The sequence below is a fragment of the uncultured Parvibaculum sp. genome, assembly GCF_963975745.1.
GTDB lineage: Bacteria > Pseudomonadota > Alphaproteobacteria > Parvibaculales > Parvibaculaceae > Parvibaculum.
Genome location: NZ_CAXBIB010000020.1, coordinates 31,670 through 55,692, shown reverse-complemented (window position 1 = coordinate 55,692; position 24,023 = coordinate 31,670). Strand labels below are relative to the sequence as shown.

General features: G+C 65.9%; 27 protein-coding genes. 10 read left to right on the top strand and 17 right to left on the bottom strand.

Going from position 1 to position 24,023, the window contains the following annotated elements:
* Nucleotides 1-80: 80 nt before the first annotated feature.
* On the bottom strand, nucleotides 81-686 hold the full coding sequence (locus AAC071_RS14595) for a TetR/AcrR family transcriptional regulator (RefSeq protein ID WP_339833851.1): 606 nt from the start codon (nucleotides 684-686) through the stop codon (nucleotides 81-83).
* A gap of 78 nt (nucleotides 687-764) precedes the next feature.
* Here AAC071_RS14595 and AAC071_RS14590 point away from each other — a divergent pair, with 78 nt between their 5' ends.
* Nucleotides 765-1,160 (top strand): DUF6640 family protein, encoded by a 396-nt coding sequence (locus tag AAC071_RS14590; protein WP_339833848.1) that lies wholly within the window; start codon nucleotides 765-767, stop codon nucleotides 1,158-1,160.
* Here the strand turns inward: AAC071_RS14590 and AAC071_RS14585 are convergent.
* From AAC071_RS14585 to AAC071_RS14555, 7 genes are all read right to left on the bottom strand, one after another.
* Nucleotides 1,157-2,038: an ion transporter gene (locus AAC071_RS14585; RefSeq protein ID WP_339833846.1), complete on the bottom strand. Its 882-nt coding sequence runs from the start codon at nucleotides 2,036-2,038 to the stop codon at nucleotides 1,157-1,159. The two genes, AAC071_RS14590 and AAC071_RS14585, sit on opposite strands and share 4 nt — an antisense overlap.
* Before the next feature lie 5 nt (nucleotides 2,039-2,043).
* Nucleotides 2,044-2,679 (bottom strand): GNAT family N-acetyltransferase, encoded by a 636-nt coding sequence (locus tag AAC071_RS14580; RefSeq protein ID WP_339833844.1) that lies wholly within the window; start codon nucleotides 2,677-2,679, stop codon nucleotides 2,044-2,046.
* A 174-nt stretch (nucleotides 2,680-2,853) separates the two neighbouring features.
* Nucleotides 2,854-3,297: a hypothetical protein gene (locus AAC071_RS14575; protein WP_339833843.1), complete on the bottom strand. Its 444-nt coding sequence runs from the start codon at nucleotides 3,295-3,297 to the stop codon at nucleotides 2,854-2,856.
* A gap of 124 nt (nucleotides 3,298-3,421) precedes the next feature.
* A complete protein-coding gene (locus AAC071_RS14570; RefSeq protein ID WP_339833840.1) occupies nucleotides 3,422-5,194 on the bottom strand; it encodes an alpha/beta fold hydrolase in 1,773 nt (590 codons plus the stop codon).
* Nucleotides 5,195-5,346: 152 nt separating this feature from the next.
* The gene (locus tag AAC071_RS14565; protein ID WP_339833838.1) at nucleotides 5,347-5,610 is read right to left on the bottom strand and encodes a DUF2312 domain-containing protein; all 264 of its coding nucleotides are present in this window, start codon (nucleotides 5,608-5,610) and stop codon (nucleotides 5,347-5,349) included.
* Between the two features lie 114 nt (nucleotides 5,611-5,724).
* Nucleotides 5,725-6,027: a DUF1244 domain-containing protein gene (locus AAC071_RS14560; protein WP_339833836.1), complete on the bottom strand. Its 303-nt coding sequence runs from the start codon at nucleotides 6,025-6,027 to the stop codon at nucleotides 5,725-5,727.
* 20 nt (nucleotides 6,028-6,047) lie between these two features.
* Nucleotides 6,048-6,893: an N-formylglutamate amidohydrolase gene (locus AAC071_RS14555; RefSeq protein WP_339833834.1), complete on the bottom strand. Its 846-nt coding sequence runs from the start codon at nucleotides 6,891-6,893 to the stop codon at nucleotides 6,048-6,050.
* Nucleotides 6,894-6,917: 24 nt separating this feature from the next.
* Here AAC071_RS14555 and AAC071_RS14550 point away from each other — a divergent pair, with 24 nt between their 5' ends.
* Together AAC071_RS14550 and pyk are read left to right on the top strand one after the other, a co-directional pair.
* Nucleotides 6,918-8,270 (top strand): DUF4147 domain-containing protein, encoded by a 1,353-nt coding sequence (locus AAC071_RS14550; protein WP_339833832.1) that lies wholly within the window; start codon nucleotides 6,918-6,920, stop codon nucleotides 8,268-8,270.
* Nucleotides 8,267-9,697 carry a pyruvate kinase gene (gene pyk, locus AAC071_RS14545; RefSeq protein WP_339833829.1) on the top strand — a complete coding sequence of 477 codons (1,431 nt, stop codon included), beginning with the start codon at nucleotides 8,267-8,269 and terminating at the stop codon, nucleotides 9,695-9,697. The genes AAC071_RS14550 and pyk overlap by 4 nt, the downstream gene beginning before the upstream one ends.
* Before the next feature lie 4 nt (nucleotides 9,698-9,701).
* On the opposite strand, the gene AAC071_RS14540 is transcribed toward pyk, so the two are convergent.
* The 5 genes from AAC071_RS14540 to ykgO all read right to left on the bottom strand — a co-directional run bounded on the left by AAC071_RS14540 (nucleotide 9,702) and on the right by ykgO (nucleotide 13,297).
* Nucleotides 9,702-10,718, bottom strand: coding sequence for an alpha/beta hydrolase (locus AAC071_RS14540; protein ID WP_339833827.1), 1,017 nt, complete (start codon nucleotides 10,716-10,718; stop codon nucleotides 9,702-9,704).
* Nucleotides 10,719-10,720: 2 nt separating this feature from the next.
* Nucleotides 10,721-11,332 (bottom strand): tetratricopeptide repeat protein, encoded by a 612-nt coding sequence (locus tag AAC071_RS14535; protein ID WP_339833824.1) that lies wholly within the window; start codon nucleotides 11,330-11,332, stop codon nucleotides 10,721-10,723.
* 10 nt (nucleotides 11,333-11,342) lie between these two features.
* Nucleotides 11,343-12,398 carry a saccharopine dehydrogenase NADP-binding domain-containing protein gene (locus AAC071_RS14530; RefSeq protein WP_339833822.1) on the bottom strand — a complete coding sequence of 352 codons (1,056 nt, stop codon included), beginning with the start codon at nucleotides 12,396-12,398 and terminating at the stop codon, nucleotides 11,343-11,345.
* Between the two features lie 76 nt (nucleotides 12,399-12,474).
* Nucleotides 12,475-13,092, bottom strand: a complete 618-nt coding sequence (locus AAC071_RS14525; protein WP_339833820.1) for an HAD family phosphatase — start codon at nucleotides 13,090-13,092, stop codon at nucleotides 12,475-12,477.
* Nucleotides 13,093-13,171: 79 nt separating this feature from the next.
* Nucleotides 13,172-13,297: a type B 50S ribosomal protein L36 gene (gene ykgO / locus AAC071_RS14520; RefSeq protein WP_012110943.1), complete on the bottom strand. Its 126-nt coding sequence runs from the start codon at nucleotides 13,295-13,297 to the stop codon at nucleotides 13,172-13,174.
* Between the two features lie 254 nt (nucleotides 13,298-13,551).
* Between ykgO and AAC071_RS14515 the strand changes: the two genes are divergently transcribed.
* Nucleotides 13,552-14,580 (top strand): alpha/beta hydrolase, encoded by a 1,029-nt coding sequence (locus tag AAC071_RS14515; RefSeq protein WP_339833817.1) that lies wholly within the window; start codon nucleotides 13,552-13,554, stop codon nucleotides 14,578-14,580.
* Nucleotides 14,581-14,621: 41 nt separating this feature from the next.
* Nucleotides 14,622-14,849: a hypothetical protein gene (locus AAC071_RS14510; protein ID WP_339833814.1), complete on the top strand. Its 228-nt coding sequence runs from the start codon at nucleotides 14,622-14,624 to the stop codon at nucleotides 14,847-14,849.
* 10 nt (nucleotides 14,850-14,859) lie between these two features.
* On the opposite strand, the gene AAC071_RS14505 is transcribed toward AAC071_RS14510, so the two are convergent.
* The gene (locus tag AAC071_RS14505) at nucleotides 14,860-16,164 is read right to left on the bottom strand and encodes an MFS transporter (protein WP_339833812.1); all 1,305 of its coding nucleotides are present in this window, start codon (nucleotides 16,162-16,164) and stop codon (nucleotides 14,860-14,862) included.
* Between the two features lie 179 nt (nucleotides 16,165-16,343).
* Between AAC071_RS14505 and AAC071_RS14500 the strand changes: the two genes are divergently transcribed.
* Nucleotides 16,344-17,579 carry an acyl-CoA dehydrogenase family protein gene (locus AAC071_RS14500; RefSeq protein ID WP_339833809.1) on the top strand — a complete coding sequence of 412 codons (1,236 nt, stop codon included), beginning with the start codon at nucleotides 16,344-16,346 and terminating at the stop codon, nucleotides 17,577-17,579.
* A gap of 7 nt (nucleotides 17,580-17,586) precedes the next feature.
* Here AAC071_RS14500 and AAC071_RS14495 read toward each other — a convergent pair whose 3' ends face one another.
* Together AAC071_RS14495 and AAC071_RS14490 are read right to left on the bottom strand one after the other, a co-directional pair.
* Nucleotides 17,587-19,374, bottom strand: coding sequence for an arylsulfatase (locus AAC071_RS14495; RefSeq protein ID WP_339833807.1), 1,788 nt, complete (start codon nucleotides 19,372-19,374; stop codon nucleotides 17,587-17,589).
* A 31-nt stretch (nucleotides 19,375-19,405) separates the two neighbouring features.
* Complete coding sequence (locus AAC071_RS14490) at nucleotides 19,406-20,488, bottom strand: glutathione S-transferase family protein (protein ID WP_339833805.1); 1,083 nt, start codon at nucleotides 20,486-20,488, stop codon at nucleotides 19,406-19,408.
* 126 nt (nucleotides 20,489-20,614) lie between these two features.
* On the opposite strand from AAC071_RS14490, the gene AAC071_RS14485 reads away from it, so the two are divergent.
* Nucleotides 20,615-21,286, top strand: a complete 672-nt coding sequence (locus tag AAC071_RS14485) for a nitroreductase (RefSeq protein ID WP_339833802.1) — start codon at nucleotides 20,615-20,617, stop codon at nucleotides 21,284-21,286.
* Between the two features lie 12 nt (nucleotides 21,287-21,298).
* On the opposite strand, the gene AAC071_RS14480 is transcribed toward AAC071_RS14485, so the two are convergent.
* The gene (locus AAC071_RS14480) at nucleotides 21,299-21,613 is read right to left on the bottom strand and encodes a hypothetical protein (protein WP_339833800.1); all 315 of its coding nucleotides are present in this window, start codon (nucleotides 21,611-21,613) and stop codon (nucleotides 21,299-21,301) included.
* A 134-nt stretch (nucleotides 21,614-21,747) separates the two neighbouring features.
* On the opposite strand from AAC071_RS14480, the gene AAC071_RS14475 reads away from it, so the two are divergent.
* Genes AAC071_RS14475 through AAC071_RS14465 form a run of 3 tightly spaced genes read left to right on the top strand, consistent with a single transcriptional unit; the run spans nucleotide 21,748 to nucleotide 24,021 of the window.
* Nucleotides 21,748-22,164 (top strand): OB-fold domain-containing protein, encoded by a 417-nt coding sequence (locus AAC071_RS14475; protein ID WP_339833798.1) that lies wholly within the window; start codon nucleotides 21,748-21,750, stop codon nucleotides 22,162-22,164.
* A 13-nt stretch (nucleotides 22,165-22,177) separates the two neighbouring features.
* On the top strand, nucleotides 22,178-23,320 hold the full coding sequence (locus AAC071_RS14470; RefSeq protein WP_339833796.1) for a thiolase: 1,143 nt from the start codon (nucleotides 22,178-22,180) through the stop codon (nucleotides 23,318-23,320).
* Between the two features lie 14 nt (nucleotides 23,321-23,334).
* On the top strand, nucleotides 23,335-24,021 hold the full coding sequence (locus AAC071_RS14465) for a VOC family protein (RefSeq protein ID WP_339833793.1): 687 nt from the start codon (nucleotides 23,335-23,337) through the stop codon (nucleotides 24,019-24,021).
* Nucleotides 24,022-24,023: the final 2 nt, after the last annotated feature.

Here is a 24,023-nt window from a genome sequence, read left to right as displayed (position 1 = left end):
TGACGACCAAAGCACACTGTGTTTTGCAGAGGAATCCCCAAGGGGAGGGTGGGAAAAAAGAGGCACGGGCACGCCGGCATCTAGCGCCGGCCGATGCCCTCCAGCAGCGCGGTGACGATGGCGTCCTGGCGCGGGGCGCGGGTGCGGGCGTCGCGCAGGGGGACGAAATTGCCGTCGAGCCGCAACGAGATATAGCCATGCACCATCGACCAGAGCGCGACGGCGCGGCTGTCGGCGGCGACGCTTGACGGGCCGTCCTCGGACAATTCGGCAACGAGCCGGTCGTAGATCGCATCCATCGCCTGCTGCAGCCCGGCATCGGCATCGTCGAGGCTGTCGCGCCGCCACAGGAGCCGGTAGCGATGGGGATGGCGCAGGCCGAAGGCGATCATCGTGTCGGCGAAGACCCGGAGCCGCGCCTCGCGCCCGCCAGGCGCCGCTGCAAGTTTTCGGGCGATGCGGCCGGCCAGCGCCGCAAAAATGCCGGCCGCCAGCGCCGTCAGCAGCGCCTTGCGGTCGCGGAAATGATTGGCGGGCGCGGCATGCGTGACGCCGGCCGCCCGCGCCACGGCGCGGATGGTGACGGCATCGACGCCGTCCGCATCGAGGATCGCCAGCGCCGCCTCGAGCAGCCCGGCGCGCAGATTGCCGTGATGATAGGCCGGCGCCGCTTTCGGTTCTTTCATGTTGACACTGTCCATATCGCCTGTAAATTGACGCCGTCAATATACCGCCATCCGCCATCAAGGGAAGGGACGCCCCGCATGACCGCCCGCGTACTCGCAACCATCGGCCTGCTGGTCTTCGGCCTGCTGATCCCCGTTCTCGAGGTCAACGACACGCATGTCTTCAACATGGACTGGCCGCAGCATGCGCGCTTCCACAATGTCTGGCAGCTGCTGACCAATACGGGCCTGGCGGCGCTCGGCCTGTGGCTGGTCTGGGTGCGCGGGCAGATCGGGCTTGCCGCCGCGATCGGCGGCTGGGTGATGGCCAGCGTCGTCATCGCGCATGGGCTGGGACCGGTCTATGACGGTTCTGTGACCTATGAAGGCGGCACCGAGCTGGCGCTGGCAGGCCTGCCCTTCGGCGTCGTCGTGCCGCTGGTCGCCGTGCTGCTGTTTGCGGCCGCGGCGTGGCGCGACCGCCGGGCGCGCTAGCGCAATCGCGCCTCCAGCAGCCGGCGCAATTCGGCAAGCTCAACCCGCATCGCGCGCACATCTTGCGCCGTCGCCTCGCGCTCGGCATGGGCCCGGCGTTCGATGGCGGCGCGTTCCTCGCGGGCCGCGCGGTCGCGTTCGTCCTGGGCGCGGTTGTGTTCCTCCTCATGCAGCGCCTGCATCGAATTGACGATGATGGCGATGAAGAGGTTGAGCACCATGAAGCTGGTCAGCACGATGAAGGGAACGAAGAAGATCCAGGCATAGGGGTAGACTTCCATCACCGGCCGGACGATGCCCATCGACCAGCTTTCCAGCGTCATGATCTGGAACAGCGAATACATCGAGCCGCCGATCGTGCCGAACCAGTCGGGGAAGCTCTGGCCGAAAAGCTTGGTCGAAAGAACGGCACCGACATAGAAGACCAGCAGCAGCACCGCGATGATCGAGCCCATGCCGGGCAGCGCGCCGATCAGCGAGGCGATGACCTTGCGCAAGGATGGCACCACCGAGAGCAGGCGCAGCACGCGCAGGATGCGAAGCGCCCGCAGCACCGAGAAGGGGCCGGCCGCCGGCACCAGCGCGATGCCGACAATGACGAAATCGAAGAGGTTCCAGCCGTCGCGGAAGAAGCGCCCGCGCTGCGCAAAGAGCTTCAGCGCGATCTCGACGACGAAGATCGTGAGCGCGATGCGGTCGAGCGCGACGAGGGCGGGCCCGGCCGCCGCCATCGCGACCGCCGAGGTTTCGAGGCCGAGCGTCACCGCATTGACCAGGATCACCGCGGTGACGAAATGCTGGAAGGCCGGCGCCTCGACCAGCGCCGCGACGCGGGCACGCAGACCCGCAGGGTTCGTTCCGGTATCGCTCGTCGTCATGGGGCTTACACCAGATGCTTGACCATGCGGATATGCGACGGCACGCCATGCGAGGCCGCGATCTTCGGCACCGCCGTTTCGGCCAGCCGCTCGAGCCCCATGCGCTCGTAGAAGCGGACCGCCGGGTTGATGCTGGCGACGTCGAGATGGAGCGAGGCGCAGCCTGCTTTTCTGGCGCGCTCGAAGCAGTCGAGAAGCAGCTTCTCGCCGATGCCGCGGCCGCGCGCGTCCGGATGGGCCGAAAGAAAGAGCAGATACCAGGCATCGTCCGGCACTTCGGGGAAGAGCCAGGGGATGTGGCCGGCAACCGTCGGCAGATGCGCCAGCAGTTCGGGGCTGCCCATCTCGGCCATGGCCATCATGCCGGTGCCGAATTCCTCGGCATAGAGCGCCTGCGGAAAGCCCAGCGCGATGCCGGCAAGGCGGCCGTCATGCAGCGCCGCCCTGGCGTGGACATGCGAAAAGGCGCCGCCCTGGCGCAGCCAGAGCGCGGAGGTGATCTTCAGGAAGGCATCGAAATCGCGGTCATAAAGGCAGTCGAAGACATAGGAACCGGTGTCGTAGATCAGTCGCGCCGCCGTTTCGGCCTCGACCGGCTCGGCCTGCGCCAGTGTCACCGTCTCCGCATTGATCGCCGTCATCTGCCGCCCTCCCTCGAAATCAGGGCGCGACACTAGCACGGCCGGAAAATGCGGAAAGACCCAAGATGCCGCGCCGGCCGGGCCAGGGCGCGGGGGAACCGTTGCAGGTTCCCCCGGCTTCCATGGCCGCCTAGGGGTGTGCGTCCGGGTTGACGCCTGAGGCTGCCAAGAAACTCAGCAGCCCTTGCCCTGATAGATCCCGGTCAGCACCTGGCGGCGGATGTCGGCCTGCTGCGCGCGCGCCTCGGCCTGCTGGCGCTGCTGCTCGGTCAGCTGGCCGGCCGCGCCGCCCGCCTGCAAGGCGGTCAGCATGCCGCTGCCGCCGCCCAGATGCAGGCCCAGCGACTGGGCGATGCCGATGCCGGCATTGGTGAGCTGGGCGTTGTTCTGGCTCTGATTGGCTTCGGCCACGACCTGCTCCATGGCGCCGATTTCGGCGCGGATCTCGTCGCAGCTCTTGTTGCCGTCATCGACCTGCGAGGCGGCGATCGGTGCTGCCGACGGCGCCGTGGCGGCCCCCGCCCCCAGCATCGCAGCCTGTGTGCCGGCCCCTGTGGTCTGGCAGCCGGCCAGCAGGACGGAAAGCGCCAGGACGGCGCCCGTGGTTCTGAATGTCATCGGATTTCCCTCCGGAAACGACGCAAGTCCGGCACCCCATGTCCGGTCCTGAACGTCGGGAGAGAGTCCTAGCGGGCAGACTGCCGCGCCTGAATAGCGCAAATGGACCAAAGATGAGGGGCGGTCAGCCGGCCAACGCGTCGTAGAACGGGCCGCGGACATGTTCGAGAAAGAGATGGCCCATGCCGGGGAAGGTCCGCAACTCGGCGACCGGCAGGCCGGTGCGGGCAAGTTGCGCCTGCATCTCCTCGAGCGGGATCACGCCGTCGGCCTCGCCATGCCAGAGCACGACCGGCGCCGCGATACCCGAGAAATCCGGCCGTTCCGCCTGCAGCATCAGCTGCGATTCATGGACCAGGCCCTGCACCGTTTCGCCGACTGCCTCCATCGTCTGGTCGATCAGCGACTCGACCAGATCGGGCATCCGTTCAAGCAGCGCGAAATCGGCCGGCGACTTCTCGAAGAAATGAAAAACCAGCGAGCGCATGAAGGGCCGTGACATCTTGGCCCGCAGGATGAACAGCGTCGAGTCGAGCAGCCATGGATGGCGGCGAAGATTGCTGAAGAAGTAGTTGACCATGCCGGGCCGGCCCTTGCTCGGGCGCGGCGGCTCGAAGCGCGCTGTCGTCAGCACGATACGGCGCACCCGCGGCCCAAGCCGCGCGGCCGCGGCCAGCCCCAGCAACGTGCCGGAGGAATTGGCCGCCAGCACCATGCGTTCGAGCCCGAGCGCATCGGCAAAGGCTTCGAGATCGCGCGCGAAGCTCTCATGCGTCATCTGCGGATCGGGCGTCGAGAGGCCGCAGCCCGGCCGCTCGACGACGACGAGGCGGAGGCCGCGCTGCGCCGCCGCTTCCATTTCGCCCGGCCGCACCAGCGAGCTTGCCAGCGCGCTGCGCAACATCAGCACGGCGGCACCCGAGCGCTGCCCGTACTCGCGGTAGCAGAGACGGCGGCCGTCGCCCAGCGTCACGAAGCGGCGCGGCACGGTGCCCGGATGCGAGGCCGGCAGCGCCGGGTCGAGCCGCGGCGGCGGTTCGGTCTGGATGACGGCGGCAAGCTGCGACAATTCGGTCAGATGACGGATCAAGTCGCTCTGCCGGTTGACGCCGAGTTTCTCGAACACGCCCTTGATCTGGTTGCGCGCGGTGTTGACCGCAATGTTGAGATCGGCCGCCGCTTCCTTCAGCGACCGCCCCTCCTTCAGCCGCGCCGCCAGCCGCGCCTCGGCCGGCGTCAGACCGAAAGTCTCGCGATACATGCGCGCCGCATCGGCCGCCGCCGCGCGATCGGGCGCGACGAAGACCAGCGCATTCGGCCGCGCCGCAGCGGCCAGACCGAGCCGGCGGCGCAGCACTTCGGGCAACTGGGCTTCGGCAACGAGATAACCGAAGACCGCTTCCTCGCCGGTGTCCGAAACCAGGCGCAGCAGCGCCGGGCCGTCGCCCGCCCTGCCCTGTTCGATTGCCGCCGCCAGCGCCCGGAAACGCGCCGCGTTTTCGGGATCGGTGAAGGAAAGCCGGGTGCCCGGTTCGAGCCGGCCGCAACAGGGCGCCAGCATCGCAGCGGCCGCCGTCGAAATGTCGAGGATGCGCCGGTCGCGCCCGACCACCATGTGGCAATAGACCGGCGCCGGTTCGCCCGGCGCCTCGTGCAGGCGCTGCGCCAGCATTTCGGCGCGCGCCATGTGCTGGCGCACGCCCTCGACCAGCGCGCGCATCTCGCCATCGTCATCGGCATCGAGATGCGCCAGCAGGCGCGTCATCTCTTCCCAGTTTTCGGGATCGGTCGCATAGGCATAGATGGCGTCGAGCGCCATGGCGAGGTCGGGCGCGGGATCGCGCCGCCGCTGATCATCCGCCGCCGCTTTTGGCTGCGAAAGACTGTCGGTTCCCAACCCGGACTCGCGCACACGTCACCCCTGACGGATTGCCCGAACGTACCATCGTGCAGGCGGCAGCCAGTCTAGGCCAGTTCCGGCATCAGGGGGAACCGGAATCGATAATTAATTGAATGCCTTAACGCAGCGCGGGCGGGCCACGGCGCGCCTCAGACCATGCCCAGCGCGCTGAGATAGAGTTCGAGGATCGCTTCCTGCTCCTGCCGCTCGGCCTTGTCCTGCTTGCGGATGCGCACGACCTGACGCAGCGTCTTGGTGTCGAAGCCGTTACCCTTGGCCTCGGCATAGACTTCCTTGATGTCGTTGGCGAGCGCGGCCTTTTCCTCTTCGAGCCGTTCGATGCGCTCGACGATGGAGCGCAACTGGTCGCGCGCGACGCCGTTGCTGCTCGCCGGTGTATTGCCGTCCGCCATGATGCGCCGCTCCGTTCGGGTGCCGAAAAATTGAAGGACGCGACCCTATCCGCGCACGCACGCGCGGGCAATATCGCAGCCCAAGAAAGCTGTGGATAGTCGCTGCAGGCCCCGTCAGCCGTGCGATTTCTTCTGCGCCGCCGCAAAGGCCGCGAGCTGTTCGGGCGTCGCGTCGCGCTGATGCCTGGCTTTCCAGGCCTCGAACGGTTCGCCATAAACAATCTCGCGCGCCGCCTCCCGCGTCAGCGACAGGCCTTTCGCTTCGGCCGCTTCGCGATACCAGTCGGCCAGACAATTGCGGCAGAAACCGGCGCCGATCATCAGATCGATATTCTGCACGTCGCTGCGCTGGCGCAGATGATCGAGCAGGCGCCGGAACGCCGCCGCTTCGAGTTCGGTTCTGGTCGCCTGATCCATGATGCTCTCCCTCGCCGGCTTCATCCGCCCGATATAGGTACGACCGGACCCGTATGCGAACCGAAATGACGGATTTCACGCAATCCCGGCGCATCGGCAAGGCCGCGCAGCAGCCGCGCATAGCGTTCGGCCCATTCGATCTGGCCGGCATCGCTCCCGATCAGGTCCTGGCGGATCTCGATCAGTGCATGCGGCAACCCGCGCGCCGTGCCGTGACGATAGAGGCAGTCGTTCTTGAGGCGCCCGGTATAGGGTGCATTGTCGCCGACGACGAGACCGGGTTCGGCGCGCAAGGCGGCCAGCAGCGGCGCCGCCAGCCGGTCGTCGCGATCCCAGAGAATGCCGGTATGCCAGGGCCGGGCGCGGCCGCGCCAGGCCGGGGTGAAACTGTGTACCGACAGGATCAGCGGCACGACACCCGCCGCCTGCGCGCGCCCGAGCGCCGTAGCGATCGCCGCATGATAGGGCGCATGGAAGCGCGCCAGACGATGGGCGAATTCGCCCGCATCGCGAAAGGGATCGATATCGCGATTGCCCGGCACGACGGCGCCGTCCGACAGTTTCATCACGATGGTCGGGTCGTCTTCGCCGCGGTTGAGATCGACGAGAAGACGCGAGAAGCGCGCCAGCACCGCCGGCGCGCCGAGAAGACGCGCGAGATGCCGCGCCACCCCCGCCGCACCGATGTCCCAGGCGATGTGACGGGCGAATTCGGCCACCGGCAGCCCCAGCGTGCCATAACCCCGCGGCAGCGCGTTCGCGGCATGGTCGCAGATCACCAGAAAGCCCGGGTCGCCTTGCGGATCGACAAGTTCGAAAGGAGAAAGCGCGTCGGCGGCCGGCGCAGCGAGTGGCAAATCATTCATCGGCACACTATACCGGAGACGGGGATGCCGGAGAACGGGCTGGCCATGACGCGCGCCTATGACCAAATGCGAGTCCGCCTGCGCCGCCTTTACGAGGCGGCGGTCGAGGCCGCGATGCCGGTGCGGTGCCTGCCGCCGCATCTGCCCGACCCGCCCGCACCCGACAAGGGCCGTCTGGTCGTCTTCGCGATTGGCAAGGCGGCGGCCGCAATGGCGGCAACGGCCGAGGATCACTACGACCGCCACTTTCCGGGCACGCATATCGAGGGCGTGGCGCTGACGCGTTACGGCCATGCCCGCCCGACGCGCCATGTGGAGGTGGTGGAGGCGGCCCATCCGGTGCCCGATGCCGCCGGTGCGGCGGCCAGCAAGCGGCTGATGCGCATGGCCGAATGGCTCGGGCCCCACGACCTCGCGCTGGTGCTGCTTTCGGGCGGCGGTTCGGCCCTGACCGCACTGCCGCTCCCGGGCCTGACACTGGCCGACGAGCAGAAGCTGACCCGCGCGCTGCTGGCCTCGGGCCTGCCTATCGGCGATATCAATTGCGTGCGCAAGCATGTCAGCCGCATCAAGGGCGGACGGCTCGCCGCGGCGATCCATCCGGCGCGATCGGTGACGCTGGCGATTTCGGATGTCGCCGGCGACGATCCTTCGACCATCGCCTCGGGACCGACTGTGCCCGACACGACCGCGAAGGCGCGCGCACTGGCGATTCTCGATGCGCTCGACGCCGATCTGCCGCCCCATATCCGGGCCGCCATCGAAGCCGCGCCTGAAACGCCGAAGCCGGGCAACGCCTGTTTCGAACGCGCCGCCTACCGGCTGGTCGCCAGCGGTTCCGAATCGCTGATCGCGGCCGCGAAGCGCGCGCGCAGCGAAGGCTACGACACGCTGGTGCTGGGCGACGATATCGAGGGCGAGGCGCGCCATCTCGCACGCCAGCATGCCGGCCTTGCCCGCATGGCACAGGCCGATGGTCATCGCCTCGCCATCATTTCGGGCGGCGAGGCGAACGTCACCTTCACCGATGCTGCGGCGGCCGGCAAAGGCGGGCCGGGACAGGAATATGCGCTGGCACTGCTGCTCGACTTCAAGGGCGCGCCCGGGATCGCGGCGCTGGCCGGCGACACCGACGGCATCGACGGCGGCGCGGGCGCGGCCGACGATCCGGCCGGCGCCTTCGTACTACCCGACAGTTACGCACGGGCGGAAGCACTGGGCCTCGATCTCCCGGCCGCCCTTGCGGCGCATGACAGCAGCCCGGTTTTTGCCGCGCTCGACGACCTGCTGGTGACCGGACCGAGTTACACGAATGTCAACGACTTCCGGGTCATATTGGTCGACAATGCCCCGCCCGAAAAGGAAAGCCCGCCTTGATTCGCCGCCGCAACGTCAAGATCATCGCCACACTCGGTCCCGCCTCCGATACACTGCAGCAGATTCGCGCGCTGGCGGATGCCGGCGCCGATGTGTTCCGCCTCAACATGAGCCATCTCGACCATGCCGGTCTGAAGCGTCTGCACGCGGCGGTGCGCGCGGTCGAGGCCGAGATCGGCCGGCCGGTCGGCATCCTGGTCGACCTGCAGGGGCCGAAGCTGCGCATCGGCGCGATCAAGGGTGATGGCGCTGCGCTGGAACCGGGCGACCGCTTCCGTCTCGACATGGACAAGGCGCCCGGCGGCGCGACACGCGCCCCACTGCCGCATCCCGAAATCTTCGCTGCGCTGGCCGTCGGCGACATGCTGCTGCTCGATGACGGCCGCATCCGGCTGCGCGTGGTCAGCCATGGCGACGGCTTTGCCGAAGCCGAAGTGCTGGTCGGCGGCACATTGACCAGCCGCAAGGGCATCAGCCTGCCCGATACGCTGCTGCCGGTGAAGGCGATGACCGAAAAGGACCGGCGCGACCTCGACGCGGCACTCGAACTCGGCATCGACTGGGTGGCCCTCTCCTTCGTGCAACGCGCCGACGATGTCGCCGAAGTGCGCAAGATCGCCCGCGGCCGCGCTGCCGTGCTGGCCAAGATCGAAAAGCCCAAGGCGCTCGAGCATCTCGGCGAAATCATCGACATTGCCGACGCGATCATGGTGGCGCGCGGCGATCTCGGTGTCGAACTGCCACTCGAGCAGGTGCCCGGCTGGCAGAAGCGCCTGATCCGCGCCGCCCGCCGTGCCGGCAAGCCCGTGGTCGTCGCGACCCAGATGCTGGAATCAATGATCTCGTCGCCGGTGCCGACCCGCGCCGAAGTGTCGGACGTCGCCACCGCCGTTTTCGAGGGCGCCGATGCGATCATGCTGTCGGCCGAGTCGGCGGCCGGCGAATTTCCGGTCGAAGCCGTTCGCATGATGAACCGCGTCGCCCAATCGGTCGAAGCCGACCCGACCTATCCCGGCATCATCTATGCCCAGCGCACCGAGCCCGAGGCCACCGGTGCCGACGCAATCAGCGCGGCCGCCCATTCGGTTGCCGACACGCTGAAGGCGGCCGCCATCGTCTGCTGGACCAATTCGGGCTCGACCGGCCTGCGCGCCGCACGCGAGCGGCCGCTGCTGCCGATCATCGTGCTGACGCCGGTCACAGCCACCGCACGCCGCCTGGCGCTTGTCTGGGGTCTGCATTGCGTCGTGACCGAGGATGCGCGCGATCTCGAGGACCTCTCGGACCGTGCCGGCCGCATCGCCTTTTCCGAAGGCTTCGCCCAGCCCGGCCAGCGCATCGTCGTGACGGCAGGCGTACCGCTTGGCACGCCCGGCGCGACCAATATGCTGCGTGTTTCCTATGTCGGGCGTCAGCGCGGCGATTGAAGATTCACGCCCGCATCTGCCGCTCGACACGGCCATCTTCGTGCACCGTCACCATGCCGTCGAAAGGCCGCTCGCCGCGGGCCAGCCGCAACACCGCATCGACCACGATGTCGCGCCGTGTGTGATGCGGCATGTGGCCCGCGCCTTTCAGTTTGATCAGTTCGGAACCCGCGACCGCGTTGTGAAACGCATAGGAATGAATTTTCGGCGACACCGTGTAGTCGGCATTGCCGGTGACGACAATGGCCGGCACGGCGATCTCCGCATAGTGACGGCTCTGCAAAGCCAGATGCGCCTTCAACCCTGCTGTGTCGGCGCTGTTGGCGCGGAAATGTGACGGGCGGAACAGCAGCGGCAGGCCGATCGTCTCGGCATAACCTTCGGGCGCCCTGTCGGGATGGAAATTTCCCTTGACGCCGGCTGCCGCCATCAGATGCCCGCCGGGAACCGTCAGTGTGCGAACAAAAAGGCTCCCGAGAAACGGCGTGGCAACAACCTTGTGATACCAGGCGACATCGCCGGGCCAGGGATAGAGCGCGCCCGAAAGCAGCAGCACGCCCGAAATCTCGTCAGGATAGTGTCGTGCCCAGGCCGCCGCAACCGCAGCACCCCAGCTGTGCCCCAGCACGACGGGTCGCTCGATGCCGAGTTGTCGCATCGCCTCGCGAATGACGCGCGCCTGCGCGACCGGACCGGAAATTCCGGGATGGCGGCCCCGCGTGCTCCAGCCATGTCCCGGCCGGTCGACGGCGATGACGCGCGTCTGGCGTTCGAGCGCCGGCACGAGGCTCGTTATCATGTCGCGCAGATTGCCGCTGGCGCCATGAATGAGAACGACGGGCGCGACACCCGGACGTTCCGAACCGCGATCGACATAATGAAGCCGAACCGGCGCGAATTCGGCGCCGGTCTCGACGAAACCGCCTTCCGGCGGAAAGGCACGCGCCGCACGCACGGCAACGACCGCCGACCAGATTGCGAGACTGCCGATAAAGGCCGCAAGAAGCAGGAACAGAACCATCGTCAGATGCCGCGCCCCTCAACCTCAAGTTCGAGCGGCGCGATGCGCTCGCCGATATTCTCCAGCCAGGGATTGAGCGCCAATGCGCGGCGAAACGCCTCCAGCGCCCCCTTCTTGTCGCCAAGTTCCTCCAGAATGATGCCGAACCCGGCCATCGCCTGATAGTGGCGGGGCTCGAGGCGCAACACCTGTTCGATGTCGCGCAGCGCCTGGGCATAGTCCTCGCGGATGTAATGGACCGCCGCCCGCTTGTCCCAGCCTTCGGCAAAGTCCGGCGCCAGCGTCACCACCTCGTCGAAATAGAAATAGGCGCGATCGAAATCGTCCTCGCGCAGGGCATCGAAACCGCGTGTCATCAGCAGGTCGATGCTGGGACTGCCGGAATCGAGCCAGATGGCGCGGATGGCCTCCTCGAAGGCGCGAGCCTCGCTGGCGCTTCCGGCCGCAGCCAGACGTTCGAACAGAACGTCGAGCATTTCCTCACGCGCCACCGCTGCATCATCGCCGTTGGCCGCGGCGCCCGGCAGGGCCTCCGGCAGACCGGTTTCGGCATGCAACCCGGCAGGCATGACCAGCAGCGCGCCCAGCAGAAGAGCAAACAGAGCGCGCCTCATGGCTGCTCCCTCAACTGTTGATGTCGGTCCGGACGCAACCATCGAACTCTGTGATGAAATCGGCACCGAAAACCGATGACGGTGTCTGGAAGCCGGGCTTCGCGTCGCCGGCCAGCACCCGGCGCACGATCTCGAGACTGGTCATGGCGGTCAGCGTGTAGCCCTCCGGCGTCCGGAGGCGCGACACCGCCTTCTCGCCCGCCGCATTGACCGCTTCGCCATAGAGCACCGAATAGCCCTGCTGGCGCTCGGCGTCGGTCGGCCCTTCGGGGAGCTGTTCGATCCGCTTCTTCAAGGCCCGCTGCGCCGGGCCGAGGCTCATCAGCCAGCGCATCAGGCCGCCCATTTTCGCCATCTGCTCGAATTGCGGATTGCTCTCGAAATAGACGGTGATGTCGGGAATATGCGTCGAATGCCAGGCCGTCGAGACATCGCCCCAGCCGATCGCGATCGCGGGCTTCGCGCCGCTGCCGAAATCGATCTCGCGGCGCGGCACCTTGCGGACGCTGACGATATGGCCTTCGCGGCGGACGCGCGTCCCCTTGCCGATGCTTTCGACACCGGTCTTGGCCGTGCCATGCGACATCTGCCCGAGCCCCGAAATACCGAGCGTCAGCTCGCTGGCGTCGGGCATGCGGCGCTTCATATGCGCGGCCAGACAATCGCTCGGCACCACATCGAAGCCGACCCCGGGCATCATCATGATCTTCGCGCTCTGCGCCTCGGCATCGCGCGCCGCACAGGCCTCGAAGACGTCGATCTCGCCGGTGATGTCGAGATAGTGCGTTCCGGTGCGCATGCAGGCGTCGACCATCGGCCGCGAGGTCTGCGAAAAGGGCCCGGCGATATGCAGCACGACATCGACCTGGGCGAGGCCGGCATCGAGCGCGGCCTCGTCGTCGAGCGAAATGGCCTGGTATTCGAAACCATGCTGTGCGGCAATCGACTTCAGCCGCGCCTCGTTGCGGCCCGCCAGAAGCGGCTTCAGGCCCAGCGCCTTCGCCGTGCGTGCAACAAGCTTGCCGGTATAGCCCGTCGCCCCGTAGATCATAAACCGGTCGCTCATCCCGCCTGCCTCCGCGTGGCCGTGTACGGGCCCACACTATAGCGCCCGGAGCGGGGGCGGAACCCGGCAGTCCGGCTCAAACCGGAGAAACAAGGCCGTGACGCCGCAATTCACCGTCCAGGGCCTCGGCATGCATGAATTGATGCACGGCAAAGCCAAGCCCGGCGGCGGTGGCCACATTGGCCTGGGAGTCGTCGACAAAGAGCGTTCGCACCGGATCGAGCCCGGTTCGCGCGATCAGGATCCGGTAGATTCGGGGATCGGGCTTGATGACCCCCTCATTGCCCGACACTACAGCCGCATCGAACAGGCCGAGTTCCGGAAACCGCGCAGCCAGCGCCGGGAAAACCGGCCCCGGCATGTTGGTGAGGCCGTGAACGGTGCGGCCCTCCCGCTTCAGCCGGCGCAGCAGCGCCGCCGTGCCGGGAACGCGGTCGGGCACCATCTCGAGATAGCGATCGCCCCAGAGATCGATCAGACCGGCATGTTGCGGGTACCGGGTCTTCAGCCGTGCGGCGTTTTCGGCAAAGGACACGCCCCGGTCATGCTCGACATGCCAGTCCATCGTGCAGATATGGGCGAGAAAATGCTCCATCTCGGCTTCGTCGGCGAAGATGCCGCGATAGAGATGCCGCGGATCCCACTGGACCAGCACGTTGCCGATGTCGAAAACGACCGTATCGATGCGGTTCATCGGACGGCCTCAACGAACAAGGCCGCGCTCGGGGAGCGCGGCCTGTTGAATTCGTCGCCGAAGCGCATGGAACCGGAACTCAGCCCTGGCGAGCCTTGAAGCGGCGATTGGTCTTGTTGATGATGTAGACGCGACCCTTGCGGCGCACGAGACGATTGTCACGGTGCCGATTCCGGAGCGATCTCAAGGAGTTACGGATTTTCATGACTCTACCTCGGATCGGGCCATCCAGCGGGCGACCGATGACGCCCTGCCTCCGGCCCGATGCCGGAAAATGCCCTTTAAGTTGGCGCGGAACCTAAGCGGCGGAACCCGGCCTGTCAACCGGCCCGCGCGGCCAATTTGTCCCGCTTCCGCCCCCCTTTTCGGCGCCGGCAATTCGGGCTAGACCATGGCCCGACCGAAACATGGCGCAGCCGTCATTTTTGGTCCGAAATCCAGCCTTTGACGGACAGTATGATGGCGTATGACAAGCCCCGGGACGACCATTCGGCCGAAAAGGCCGATTATCTGAAGGAACCGGCCACGCGGACGATTCCCGACCAGGACGTGATCCGCCACCAGCCGCAATGGTTTCGCGCGGCCCTGGCCCATGCGCCCGAGAGCCGCCGCCTGACCGTCGACGGTGCCGAAATTCACTATCTGCGCTGGGGCCCGGAAAACCGGGACGACGACCCTGAGCGGCCAGGCCTGCTGTTCGTACATGGCAATGGCGCGCATGCGCACTGGTTCGCTTTCATCGCACCGCTGCTGGCCATGCATTACAACGTCGCCTCGATGGATCTCGGCGGCATGGGCGACAGCGACTGGCGCCTGGCCTATTCGCGCGACAGCTTTGCCCGCGAGATCGGCGAGGTGGCGCTGGCCGCCGGGCTCGGTCCGAAGCCGGTCATCGTCGGCCATTCCTTCGGCGCCTTCGTTTCGCTGATCGCCGCCAAACACTATGGCGAGAAGCTGGGTGGTCTCATCCTTTGCGATTTCACCATCCGTCCGCCGGGCGAACGGCGGGAATGGTTCCTCGACGGGCCGGAGCGCAAGCCGACCCGCATCTACCCCGATCTCGAAACGGCGAAGGCACGTTTCCGCCTGGCGCCGCTGCAGCCCTGCGGCAACGGCTTCATCCTCGACTACATCGGGCCGCTGAGCCTGCGCGAAGTATCCAAAGGCGAGACGCGCGGCAGACGGACCTTTGAGGAGACCGGCTGGACCTGGAAGTTCGATCCGACGATCTTCAACGGTCTTGCCATGGGTAGCGATCACGCCGAAATCTACAGGAATCTCGCCTGCCGCGGCGCGACCATGTTCGGTCTCGACAGCAAGGATTACGAACCGGGCCAGATCGACTTCCTGCGCCAGCTCGCACCGGACAAACCGGTCTTCACCATCCCCGGCGCACAGCATCACATCATGCTCGACCAGCCGCATGCCTTTGCGGCGGCTGTCGGCGCGGTGATGGCCCAATGGCACGCCGAGGGTGCACTCGAATAAAACCGGGGCGCGCCGAGGCACGACCGGTCTAGACTTGCATGATGGGACAGGGACTTTCGCTCACCGTGACGCTGATCGTGCTGGCACTGAGCCTCGCCGGCGCGGGCGGGCTTGTCTGGCTGGAGAAACGGCCCGTCGAACCGGGCCGGATACGTCTGTTTCCAACCACACCGCTGATCTTCATTGCGCTGCTCGTCGCCGTCGTGATGATCGTGCATCTGCTGACACTGATGGGAGCCGAAACCGGAAGCGGACGACGGCCTTTCTGACCCGCCGGCACTAGTGCAATCCGATTTCCTCGTCCTCCTCCTCGAACCCGCCATCGGTTTCGCGCAGGTTCTTCAGCACGGGATGGAAGAGTGCGAAGAGCAGCACCAGCGCCGACAGCGCCATGCCCAGCATGAACGGTGCGGAGTGCATGTAGTAGAAGAGCGGAATGCCGATCGCTGGATTGAGGATATGCCCGGTCGCCGCCGTCGAGCCGATCAGACCGGCCACGGCGCCCTGATCCTTCAGCGACACCGACAGCGATGCGCCAGCCGAAAGTCCGGCACGCAGGAAGCCGAAACCGAGGCCGGCCAGCGCCAGCGCCGACACCAGCACGCCATAGGAACCCCCGAAGACCAGCATGGCGAAGGAAACGATCATCGTGATCGCCCCCCAGCGCAGCAGGAACGGGACGGAAAGATCGAACCGCTGGATCAGGCCGAGTTGCGCAATCAGTGTGGCCATCGCCATCGCCATCATGCCGACGCTGACCAGCTGCGTCGCTGCCGATCCCTTCATGTCGAGTTCGGCCATCAGATAGAAGGCGAAGAGCTGCATCATGATCGACTGGCTGAGACTGAGGACGACGCCCGTTGCCAGCCAGGGCCGGACATTGGGTGCGGACCATTTGAGTTCGGCGCGCTTTTCCTGCTTCTCGCCGAGCATCTTTTTCGGCCGCGTGCGCTCCGGCAGCAGAATCCAGATCGCGATACCGCTGATGAAGGCGAGCGCGCCGACCGCAAAGAAGGGCGCGAGAATGTGGATTTCGGCAAACGCCGCCGCGACGCCGGGACCGACCACCGTGCCGAGACCGAAGGCGGCACCGATCTGCGCGATCGAACCGGCGCGCTCCGCCCGCGTCGTCCGGTCGGCGACATAGGCTTGCGAGGCCGGCATCGAGCCCGAACCAAATATGCCAAAGATTGCCCTGGCACCCATGACCAGCGGAAACATCAGCGCCATCGAGATCCAGGCCCAGTAGCCCGCCAGCAGCACCACGCCGACCAGCGAGGTCGAGATGGCAAAACCGAACACGCCGATCAGGATGACCGGCTTGCGGCCCATGAAGTCGCTGCGCTTGCCCCAGAAGGTGCTGGTGAGAATCCACAGGAATGCCGAAAGCGAGAAGATCATTGTCGTCTCGAACTCGGTCATGCCGAGATCGGCGGCGATCGGCGGCAACACGGCAAAGACCAGTGTCTGACCCATGCCGACCGAGAGCAGGCAGACGAAGAGAATGCCGAAGGCGCGCTGGCGCTCTTTCGGCGTTGTCTTGCGATCGGACGGAGGGGGCGTCGTCTTGCCGTCGTCGGACATCGGGAGAGGCCTTCCGGAGAAACACGCGCCGCCGGGGCGCGGGACCGGCCCTTCCTTTACGTCAAACATGCGCTGACGCCAATGCCCGCCCGCGGAATTGGCCGTGAAAATTTGACAGGCCCAAGCCGCCCGGCGCCTACTTCGCGCAACAGACATTGAAGAACATGGGGAGACACGGGATGGAACTGGGATTCAGCACGAAGGATGCGGCTTTCAGAGACGAGGTCCGGCGCTTTCTGGACGACAAGCTGACACCCGAACTGCGCGCGACCGGCGAGCTGATGACCAGCGTCTATGCCGACTACGAAACCACCATGACCTGGCATAAGGCTCTCTACGAAAAGGGCTGGGTGGCGCCGGCCTGGCCGGTCGAATATGGCGGCTGCGACTGGTCGGTGACGCAGCATTACATTTTCTCCAGCGAGCTGGCCGCCGCCGGCGCGCCGGCGCTCTCGCCGATGGGTCTCGGCATGTGCGGCCCGGTACTGATCGGTTACGGCACGCAGGCGCAGAAGGACTATTATCTGCCGCGCATCCTTTCAGGCGCGGATTTCTGGTGCCAGGGCTATTCGGAGCCGGGCTCGGGCTCGGATCTTGCCAGCCTGCAGATGAGCGCTGTCGAGGACGGCGACGATTTCATCTGCAACGGCCAGAAGATCTGGACGACGCATGCGAACTACGCCAACCGGATCTTCAATCTGGTGCGCACCTCGAAGGAAGACATTCCCCAGCGCGGCATCACCTTCATCCTGATCGACATGGACACGCCCGGCGTCAAGGTCGAGCCGCTGGTGATGCTGTCGGGCGAACACATCCAGAACCAGATTTTCTTCACCGATGTCCGCGTGCCCAAGAGCAATGTCGTCGGCAAGATCGGCGATGGCTGGACGGTGGCGAAATATCTGATGCAGTTCGAGCGCGGCGGCCACGCCTATGCGCCCGGTCTGCACAACCGCCTCGCCCGCATCCGCCGCATGGCCGAAAGCGAAGGCGGCGGCGACGGCACGCGGCTGATCGACGACGCAGAATTCGCGGCGAAACTCGCCGCCGCTGCGGTCGAGATCACCGCACTTGAATTCACCGAGCACCGCATCATGTCGGCGCTGAGCCATGGCCAGGCGCCCGGTGCGGAAAGCTCACTGCTGAAAACGCGCGGCACCGAAGTCAGCCAGCATCTGACCGAACTGGCGGTGGAAGCCGTCGCGCATTACGCCCTGCCCTTCCAGCCCCATGCGACGCGGCCGGGCGGCCCGGTGCCGGGCATGCCGAAGCCGACAGGTAATGAGCAGCCCGTCGGTCCCGACTATTCCTGGCCCGTCACCGCGAAATATCTCAACGACCGCGCCGGTTCGATCTATGCCGGCACCAACGAGATCCAGCGCAACATCATGGCCAAGGCCGTGCTGAGCTTGTGACCGCCGCTCAGCCGTGCACGGCCCGCCAGACGCGCGGGCTGGCCCGGTGGCAACCCCAGAAGGCGCCGCCCAGCAGCAGCAACGTGAGGATCGTCAGGCTTGGCCAGTTCGCCCGCACCTGATCGTGAACGCGATTGATCGTGAGTTGCGCCGTCTGATTGTAGCCCTCCGGCACTTCGAGTACGCCCACGCGTGACGCATAAGCCTCGTATTCCGCCATCATGCCGTCGAACAGCGCGGGCTCGGCCTGCGAAAGATCCCGCGTCTCGCCGGGATCGCGCGCCAGATCGTAGAGATACCAGCGCATGTCGCCATAAGGCGGCGCGTTGCGTACCAGTTTGTAGTCGCCGCGGAAGAGCGCCGCATTGCCGGCCGCCTCGATGCCGACGACATCGCTCGCGCCGCGAACGCGCGTCGCCGCGCCGCGCAGGAGCGGCATCAGCGACCTGCCCGTCATCTCCCTGACTGCCACGCCTTCGAATTCCGGCGTCGCATCGACGCCCGCCAGGTCGAGAATGGTCGGCGCGATGTCGGTGATGTAGCTGAAAGCATCCGTCGCGCCTTTGCGCGCCACGCCGCGCCCGGCAAAGATCAAGGGTACACGCAAGCCGCCCTCGCCCGCCTGCATCTTGAAGAAGGCGCCGGGCGAGGCTGCCGCGTTGGCGAATTCCGGCCCGATGAAGACATAGGAGCCCTTTTCGCCCAGCGTTTCGATGTCGCGGTTGTAGCCGGTCCACCAGAGCCATTGCGCAAAACCCGGCGTCGCCAGCGGGTCGCCGGGCTCGGGCCCGTTGTCCGACAGCACGATGAAAACCGTGTTGTCGTATTGCCCGGTCTCCTTCAGGTAGTCGATCAGCCGCCCGATATGAAAATCCATTGCTTCCAGCATCGCAGCGTTGACGGCCATGCTCTTGGCGAGCATCTGCTTCTCGTCCTCGCTCCGCGCCGCCCAGTCGCGCAGGCCCTCGGGCATCGGCCCGAGTTCCATGTCTGCCGGCAGCAGACCGCGCTCAACGACGGCGCGGAAGCGCGCCGCGCGCAGCGCCTCCCAGCCCGCGTCATAGACGCCGTCGTATTTCTCGACCAATTCGCGCGGCGCCTGCACTGGAATATGGATCGCCTGAAACGCGACATAGGAGAAGAACGGACGCCCCTCGTCCCGGCCCTCTTCCAGATATTCGATCGTCTTGTCGACCAGAAACTCCGACGAATAGAAATCCTCCGGCAGGCCGGCAGGCTTGCCATCCTCGAACCAGGGCGCGTCGTCATAGATCGGCAGATAGGATTTCTTCTCCCAGTTGTCGGCGCCCGACGCATCGAGCGCGAAAGAACGGTCGAAGCCATGCGCCGGCGGCAGCGCGCTCTCGCCATGACCGAGATGCCATTTGCCGGTCATCACGGTCCGGTAGCCGGCCGTGCCGAGACGACTTGCAACGGTGACGACGTCATCGGCCAGCCGGCCGATATAGCCCGGCTGACCGCGATGTTCGAGCGGCGCCGATTCCGGCAGATTGCCGATCCCCGCCAGATGGCTGTCGACGCCGGTCATCAGCATCGCGCGCGACGGCGCGCAGATCGGCGAGGCGTGGAAATTGGAAAAGAGCGTACCCCTGGCCGCCAGCGCGTCGATATTCGGCGTTTCAACCTCGCTGCCATAGGCGCCGAAATCGCTGAAGCCGACATCGTCGGCAAGGATCAGCACAAAATTGGGCCGCGTCTCCTGCGCCTGCGTCCCGCCGGCGAGACCCGCAAGAACCGAAATCCCGGTTACTGCGGCAACGGCTATCCGCTTCATTGGCATCCCCCTCGTCCACAATTCTTCTCTTCTACCGCGTGCGCCATTGCCGGTCGACTGGTGCGACGCCTTCGCCCCCACCCGGCGGCACGGGGGCAGGTCCGGCCGCGCCCACGAGAACGTCCGGCGCACCGCCCAGCGCCGCGTCCACCACGGCACGCGCCGCCGCATCGAGCGCCACATATTCGCGACGCAACTCGGCGAGGCAATGCTGGCGATAGGGGCTGACCGGCACGCGCCACGAAATGCCGTCGCGCACGTAGCGCGCATCTGCCGCGCCGCGCGCAAGCGCCTCTTCATTGGCCGCGAGATAGGAGAGATATCCCGCGACCGCTTCAACGAGCAGCGGCGCGAGATCGCCGGGAATATCCGCCGGCAAGGCGGCCTCGGCGAAATCGGCGGGTGACAGCGCCCAGAGCCGCGCCGTCCAGAGCACCACATGCGGCGCCCGCGTCCGCATGATTGCGGCGGGCGTCGGGTCGCTGGCGAAATGCCGGAACATCGAACCGAAGAAACCGAAATCCGCCTCGACCGGCCGCGCGCCCATCAGAAACGGCCGCCGCGAAAGAATCGCCTCCATCGCATCGAGCGTCGCGAGATAAAGCGCCTCGACCTGCGGTGCCGTTTCTTTCGTCACGCCGTCTTGCGCCAGATAGACGCGGCGTTGACGGCGCAGAATGACCTGGCGCCGGAGCCAGAAGGGCAGTTTCACGTCGCGCAACATCGTGCGCGCGATTTGTGCGCTCATCAGCCGCATGTCGTCGGCGAAGTGCCAGCGATAGTAGAGCGCCGGGCGCCACAACCACTCGTCGCCGAAATCTTCAAGCAGCAGACTGACGAAACGCGCCGCCGGATCGCGCGGGGAAAGCGCCGGCACCGGTATCGCCGCCTCGAAATGCCGGATGATCGCCGTCGTGTCGGTGAGCCAGGTGCCGTCGGGCATTTCGAGCTGCGGCATCTGCGCGACGCCGGTCGCCCGGGCCGCGCGGCGGAAGCGCCCGGTGTCCATTTCTGCAAAACGATAGGCGATGCCCTTGGCACGCAAATAGGCCTCGAGCTTGCCCGTGAAGTAGGAAAGCGTCAGGCCGTGCAGGATGGGCGGTCGGTCGGACATGGCGAGCTTTCGGCCGGGCGCTGATTATGACATTATATATGTCAATATACCGGCACCGTCGCGCCCGGCAAGCCCTTGTGCTACCACTCCCGCCATCGAAATCATATCTTCTCCGGAGCGACCTTCATGCAAGTCGACGACGCGATCAGGGCGCGGAAATCCGTGCGCGCCTTCAAAGCCGACCCCGTGCCGCTTTCGCTGGTGACCGAAATCCTGGAGCTCGCGCGCTACGCGCCGTCCGGCACCAACATCCAGCCCTGGAAGGTACATGTGGTCGCGGGCGAGGTGCGGGCCCGCCTCGAGGCCGAAGTGCTGGCGCATCGCGACACTGACCCCGCCGACAAGGGCGCCGAGTTTCCGCGCACCTCGAAGCGCAAGGAGCCCTACACGACGCGCATGCGCACGCTCGGCAAGGAGATGTACGGGCTGATCGGTATTCCGAAAGGCGACCAGGCGGCCAACTGGCGTCAATGGGGCCGCAACTATCAATTTTTCGACGCGCCGGTGGGCCTCATCTTCACCATCGACAAGGATCTCGATGCGATGAGCTTTCTCGACATCGGGATTTTCATGCAGACGATCATGCTGGCGGCCAAGGCGCGTGGCCTCGATACCTGTTCGCAAGGTGCCTGGAACAATTTCTGGTCAGTGACGCGCCGCGTGCTGAACGTACCCGACGACGAATATATCGTCTGCGGCATGTCATTGGGCTATGCCGACGAATCCGCGCCCGTCAACGCGCTGGTCTCCGAGCGCGAACCGTTGGCAAGCTTCGCGAGCTTTCACGGCTTTGAGTGAGGTTGGGTGAAATCAGAACCGTGGCTGCGGACGGAACGGGCGCACGCTATCGCCGGTGACGGACCGCTGCCCGGCTGGCATCGCATGTCCCGGACCGAAGCCGGCCGATGCCGGAATGAAGATGAAGCGGCGTTCGACGCCGCCATGAAAACCGAAACTCTGCACCTGGCCGGTAATGTCGATCCGCCCGTTGGCGGGCGTCTCGCCGCCGCCTGCCAGTTCTTCATCAGCCCAGGGATCGATCCACTGCACGCGCTCGCCAGCCATCGCCGGGCCGGCAAGGCCCGCGATCAGCACCGCGAACAGAATCCCCGAAAACTGTCTCATACTGATACATATAGACCCTGACGTCGCGGAATCAACAAGGAAAAGGCAAGGAATTCCGCCGCTTTGCCAAATCTCGGCACGCCGCTATCCTCGCCGCCACCGAAATCGAATCCACGCACACAAGGGAGAGTTTCATGGCGGACTACAATCGCCCGCTGCCCCTGCCGACGCCCGAAACGCAGCATTTCTGGGAGGGCACCCGTAACGGCGAACTGCGACTGCAGTGCTGCACCGAGTGCCGCGAAAGCTATTTCCCGCCCCGCCCCTTCTGCCCCGCTTGCGGCTCGCGCGCCGTCGAGACCTACAAGGCAAGCGGCAAGGCGACGCTCTACAGCTACATCATCAATCACCGCCCCCGCCCCGATTTCGGCACCGAGCCGCATTCGATCGCGGTCGTCGAGCTCGCCGAAGGCCCGCGCATGATGACCAACATCGTCGATTGCCCGCAAACGCCGGAAGCCCTCACCCTCGACATGCCCCTCGAAGTCACCTTCGAAAAGGCGAGCGAGGAAATCAGCCTGCCGAAGTTCCGGCCGGCCCAAAAAGCATAGAGAGGGCAGAGCGATGAAACGGAAATCGATCGCCGTTGTCGGCGCCGCCGAAACGACGGAAATGGGCAAGATCCCAGGCACCTCGCAATTGATGCTGCATGCCGATGCCGCATTGAACGCGCTCAAGGATGCCGGCCTCAGCGCAAAAGACATCGACGGCATCGCCACCGCCGGCGACAGCCCCGTCGAGGTCGCGCATTACCTCGGCATCACACCGACATGGGTCGACGGCACCAGCGTCGGCGGCTGCTCCTTCATGCTGCATGTCCGTCATGCGGCGGCCGCCATCAATGAAGGTCTCTGCAACACGGTGCTGATCACCCATGCCGAGTCGGGTCGCTCGCGCATCGGGGCACGCCGCTTCAGCCGCGATCCGGCGAGCCAGCAAGGCCAGTTCGAAGTGCCCTATGGCATCACCAGCCCGCCGACCATGTTCACCATCCCGGCACTGCGCTACATGAAGCAATACGGCGTCACGGAGGAGGACATCGCCCACGTCGCAGTCGTGCAGCGCGAATGGGCGGCAATGAACCCGCGCGCGTCTTTCCACGACCCGATCACGGTCGACGACGTCCTCAATTCGAAGATGATCGCCTGGCCGTTCCGTCTGCTGATGTGCTGCCTGGTAACGGATGGCGGCGGCGCCCTGATCCTGACAAGTGCCGGACGCGCAAGGGACTTCCCGCAGAAGCCGGTCTACATCCTCGGTACCGGCGAAAGCTGCGAAACGCCGATGATCAGCCAGATGGAAGACTTCACGAGTTCGAAGGCCTTCCGCGTCTCCGGCAAGAAGGCATTCGACGAAGCCGGCATCAAGCACAGCGACGTCGATCATCTGATGATCTACGACGCCTTCGCCCATCTGCCGGTCTACGGCCTGGAAGATCTCGGCTTCTGCGACAAGGGCGAGGGCGCTGCCTTCATCCGCGAAGGCAACACGCGGCCGGGCGGCAAGCTACCGCTCAACACCAATGGCGGCGGCCTCTCCTACATGCATTCGGGCATGTACGGCATGTATGCGCTGCAGGAAAGCGTGCGCCAGATGCGGGGCATCGCACCGGCCCAGGTGCCGAACGCGAAAATCTCGATCGCCCACGGCGTCGGCGGCATGTTCGCGGCTTCCGGCACCATCGTCTTTTCGAACGAAGCACCCTGAAAAAGGAGAGGCCGATGGACCTCGCGAAACCGCGTATCGATATCGGCCTCTTCACCAACCACCTCGAACCAATGCTGGATTTCTGGCAGAGCGAGGTCGGTCTGCCGTTCGACCACTTGCTGCCGCTTGGCGGCGGCCTGCAGCAGCATCGCCACGAACTTCTGGGATCGGTGCTGAAGATCAATCATTCGCGCAATGCGTTGCCGTCCGCTGCGCCTTCCGGCTACCGCGAGTTGCTGATTGCGCGTGAGGGACTTCTCGGCCCGAAGCGCCTGATCGACCCGGACGGCAATCGCGTGACGCTGGTGCCGCCGGGCGCCCACGGCATCGAGCGCATCGGCCTCCGCCTTGCCGTGCGCGATGCGGCGGCACATCGCCGTTTCTACGCTGTGTCGCTCGGTCTGCCGGACGTACCCGAACGCGGTGGCGACAGTTTCCTCTGCGGTGACAGCGTGATCCTGTTCGATGAAGCACCCGACGCACATGACGGCGCGCCGCTCGAAGGCCGGGGGTTTCGCTACATCACGATACAGGTACGGCGGGTCGACGACGAACATGCCGGCATTCTGACCCGCGGCGGCCGCGAAGGGCAGCCGCCACGCACGCTCGGAAAGGTCGCACGCATCTCCTTCATACGCGACCCCGACGGCAACTGGATCGAGATGTCGCAGCGCGCCTCTCTGACCGGCGCGCTGGACTGAAG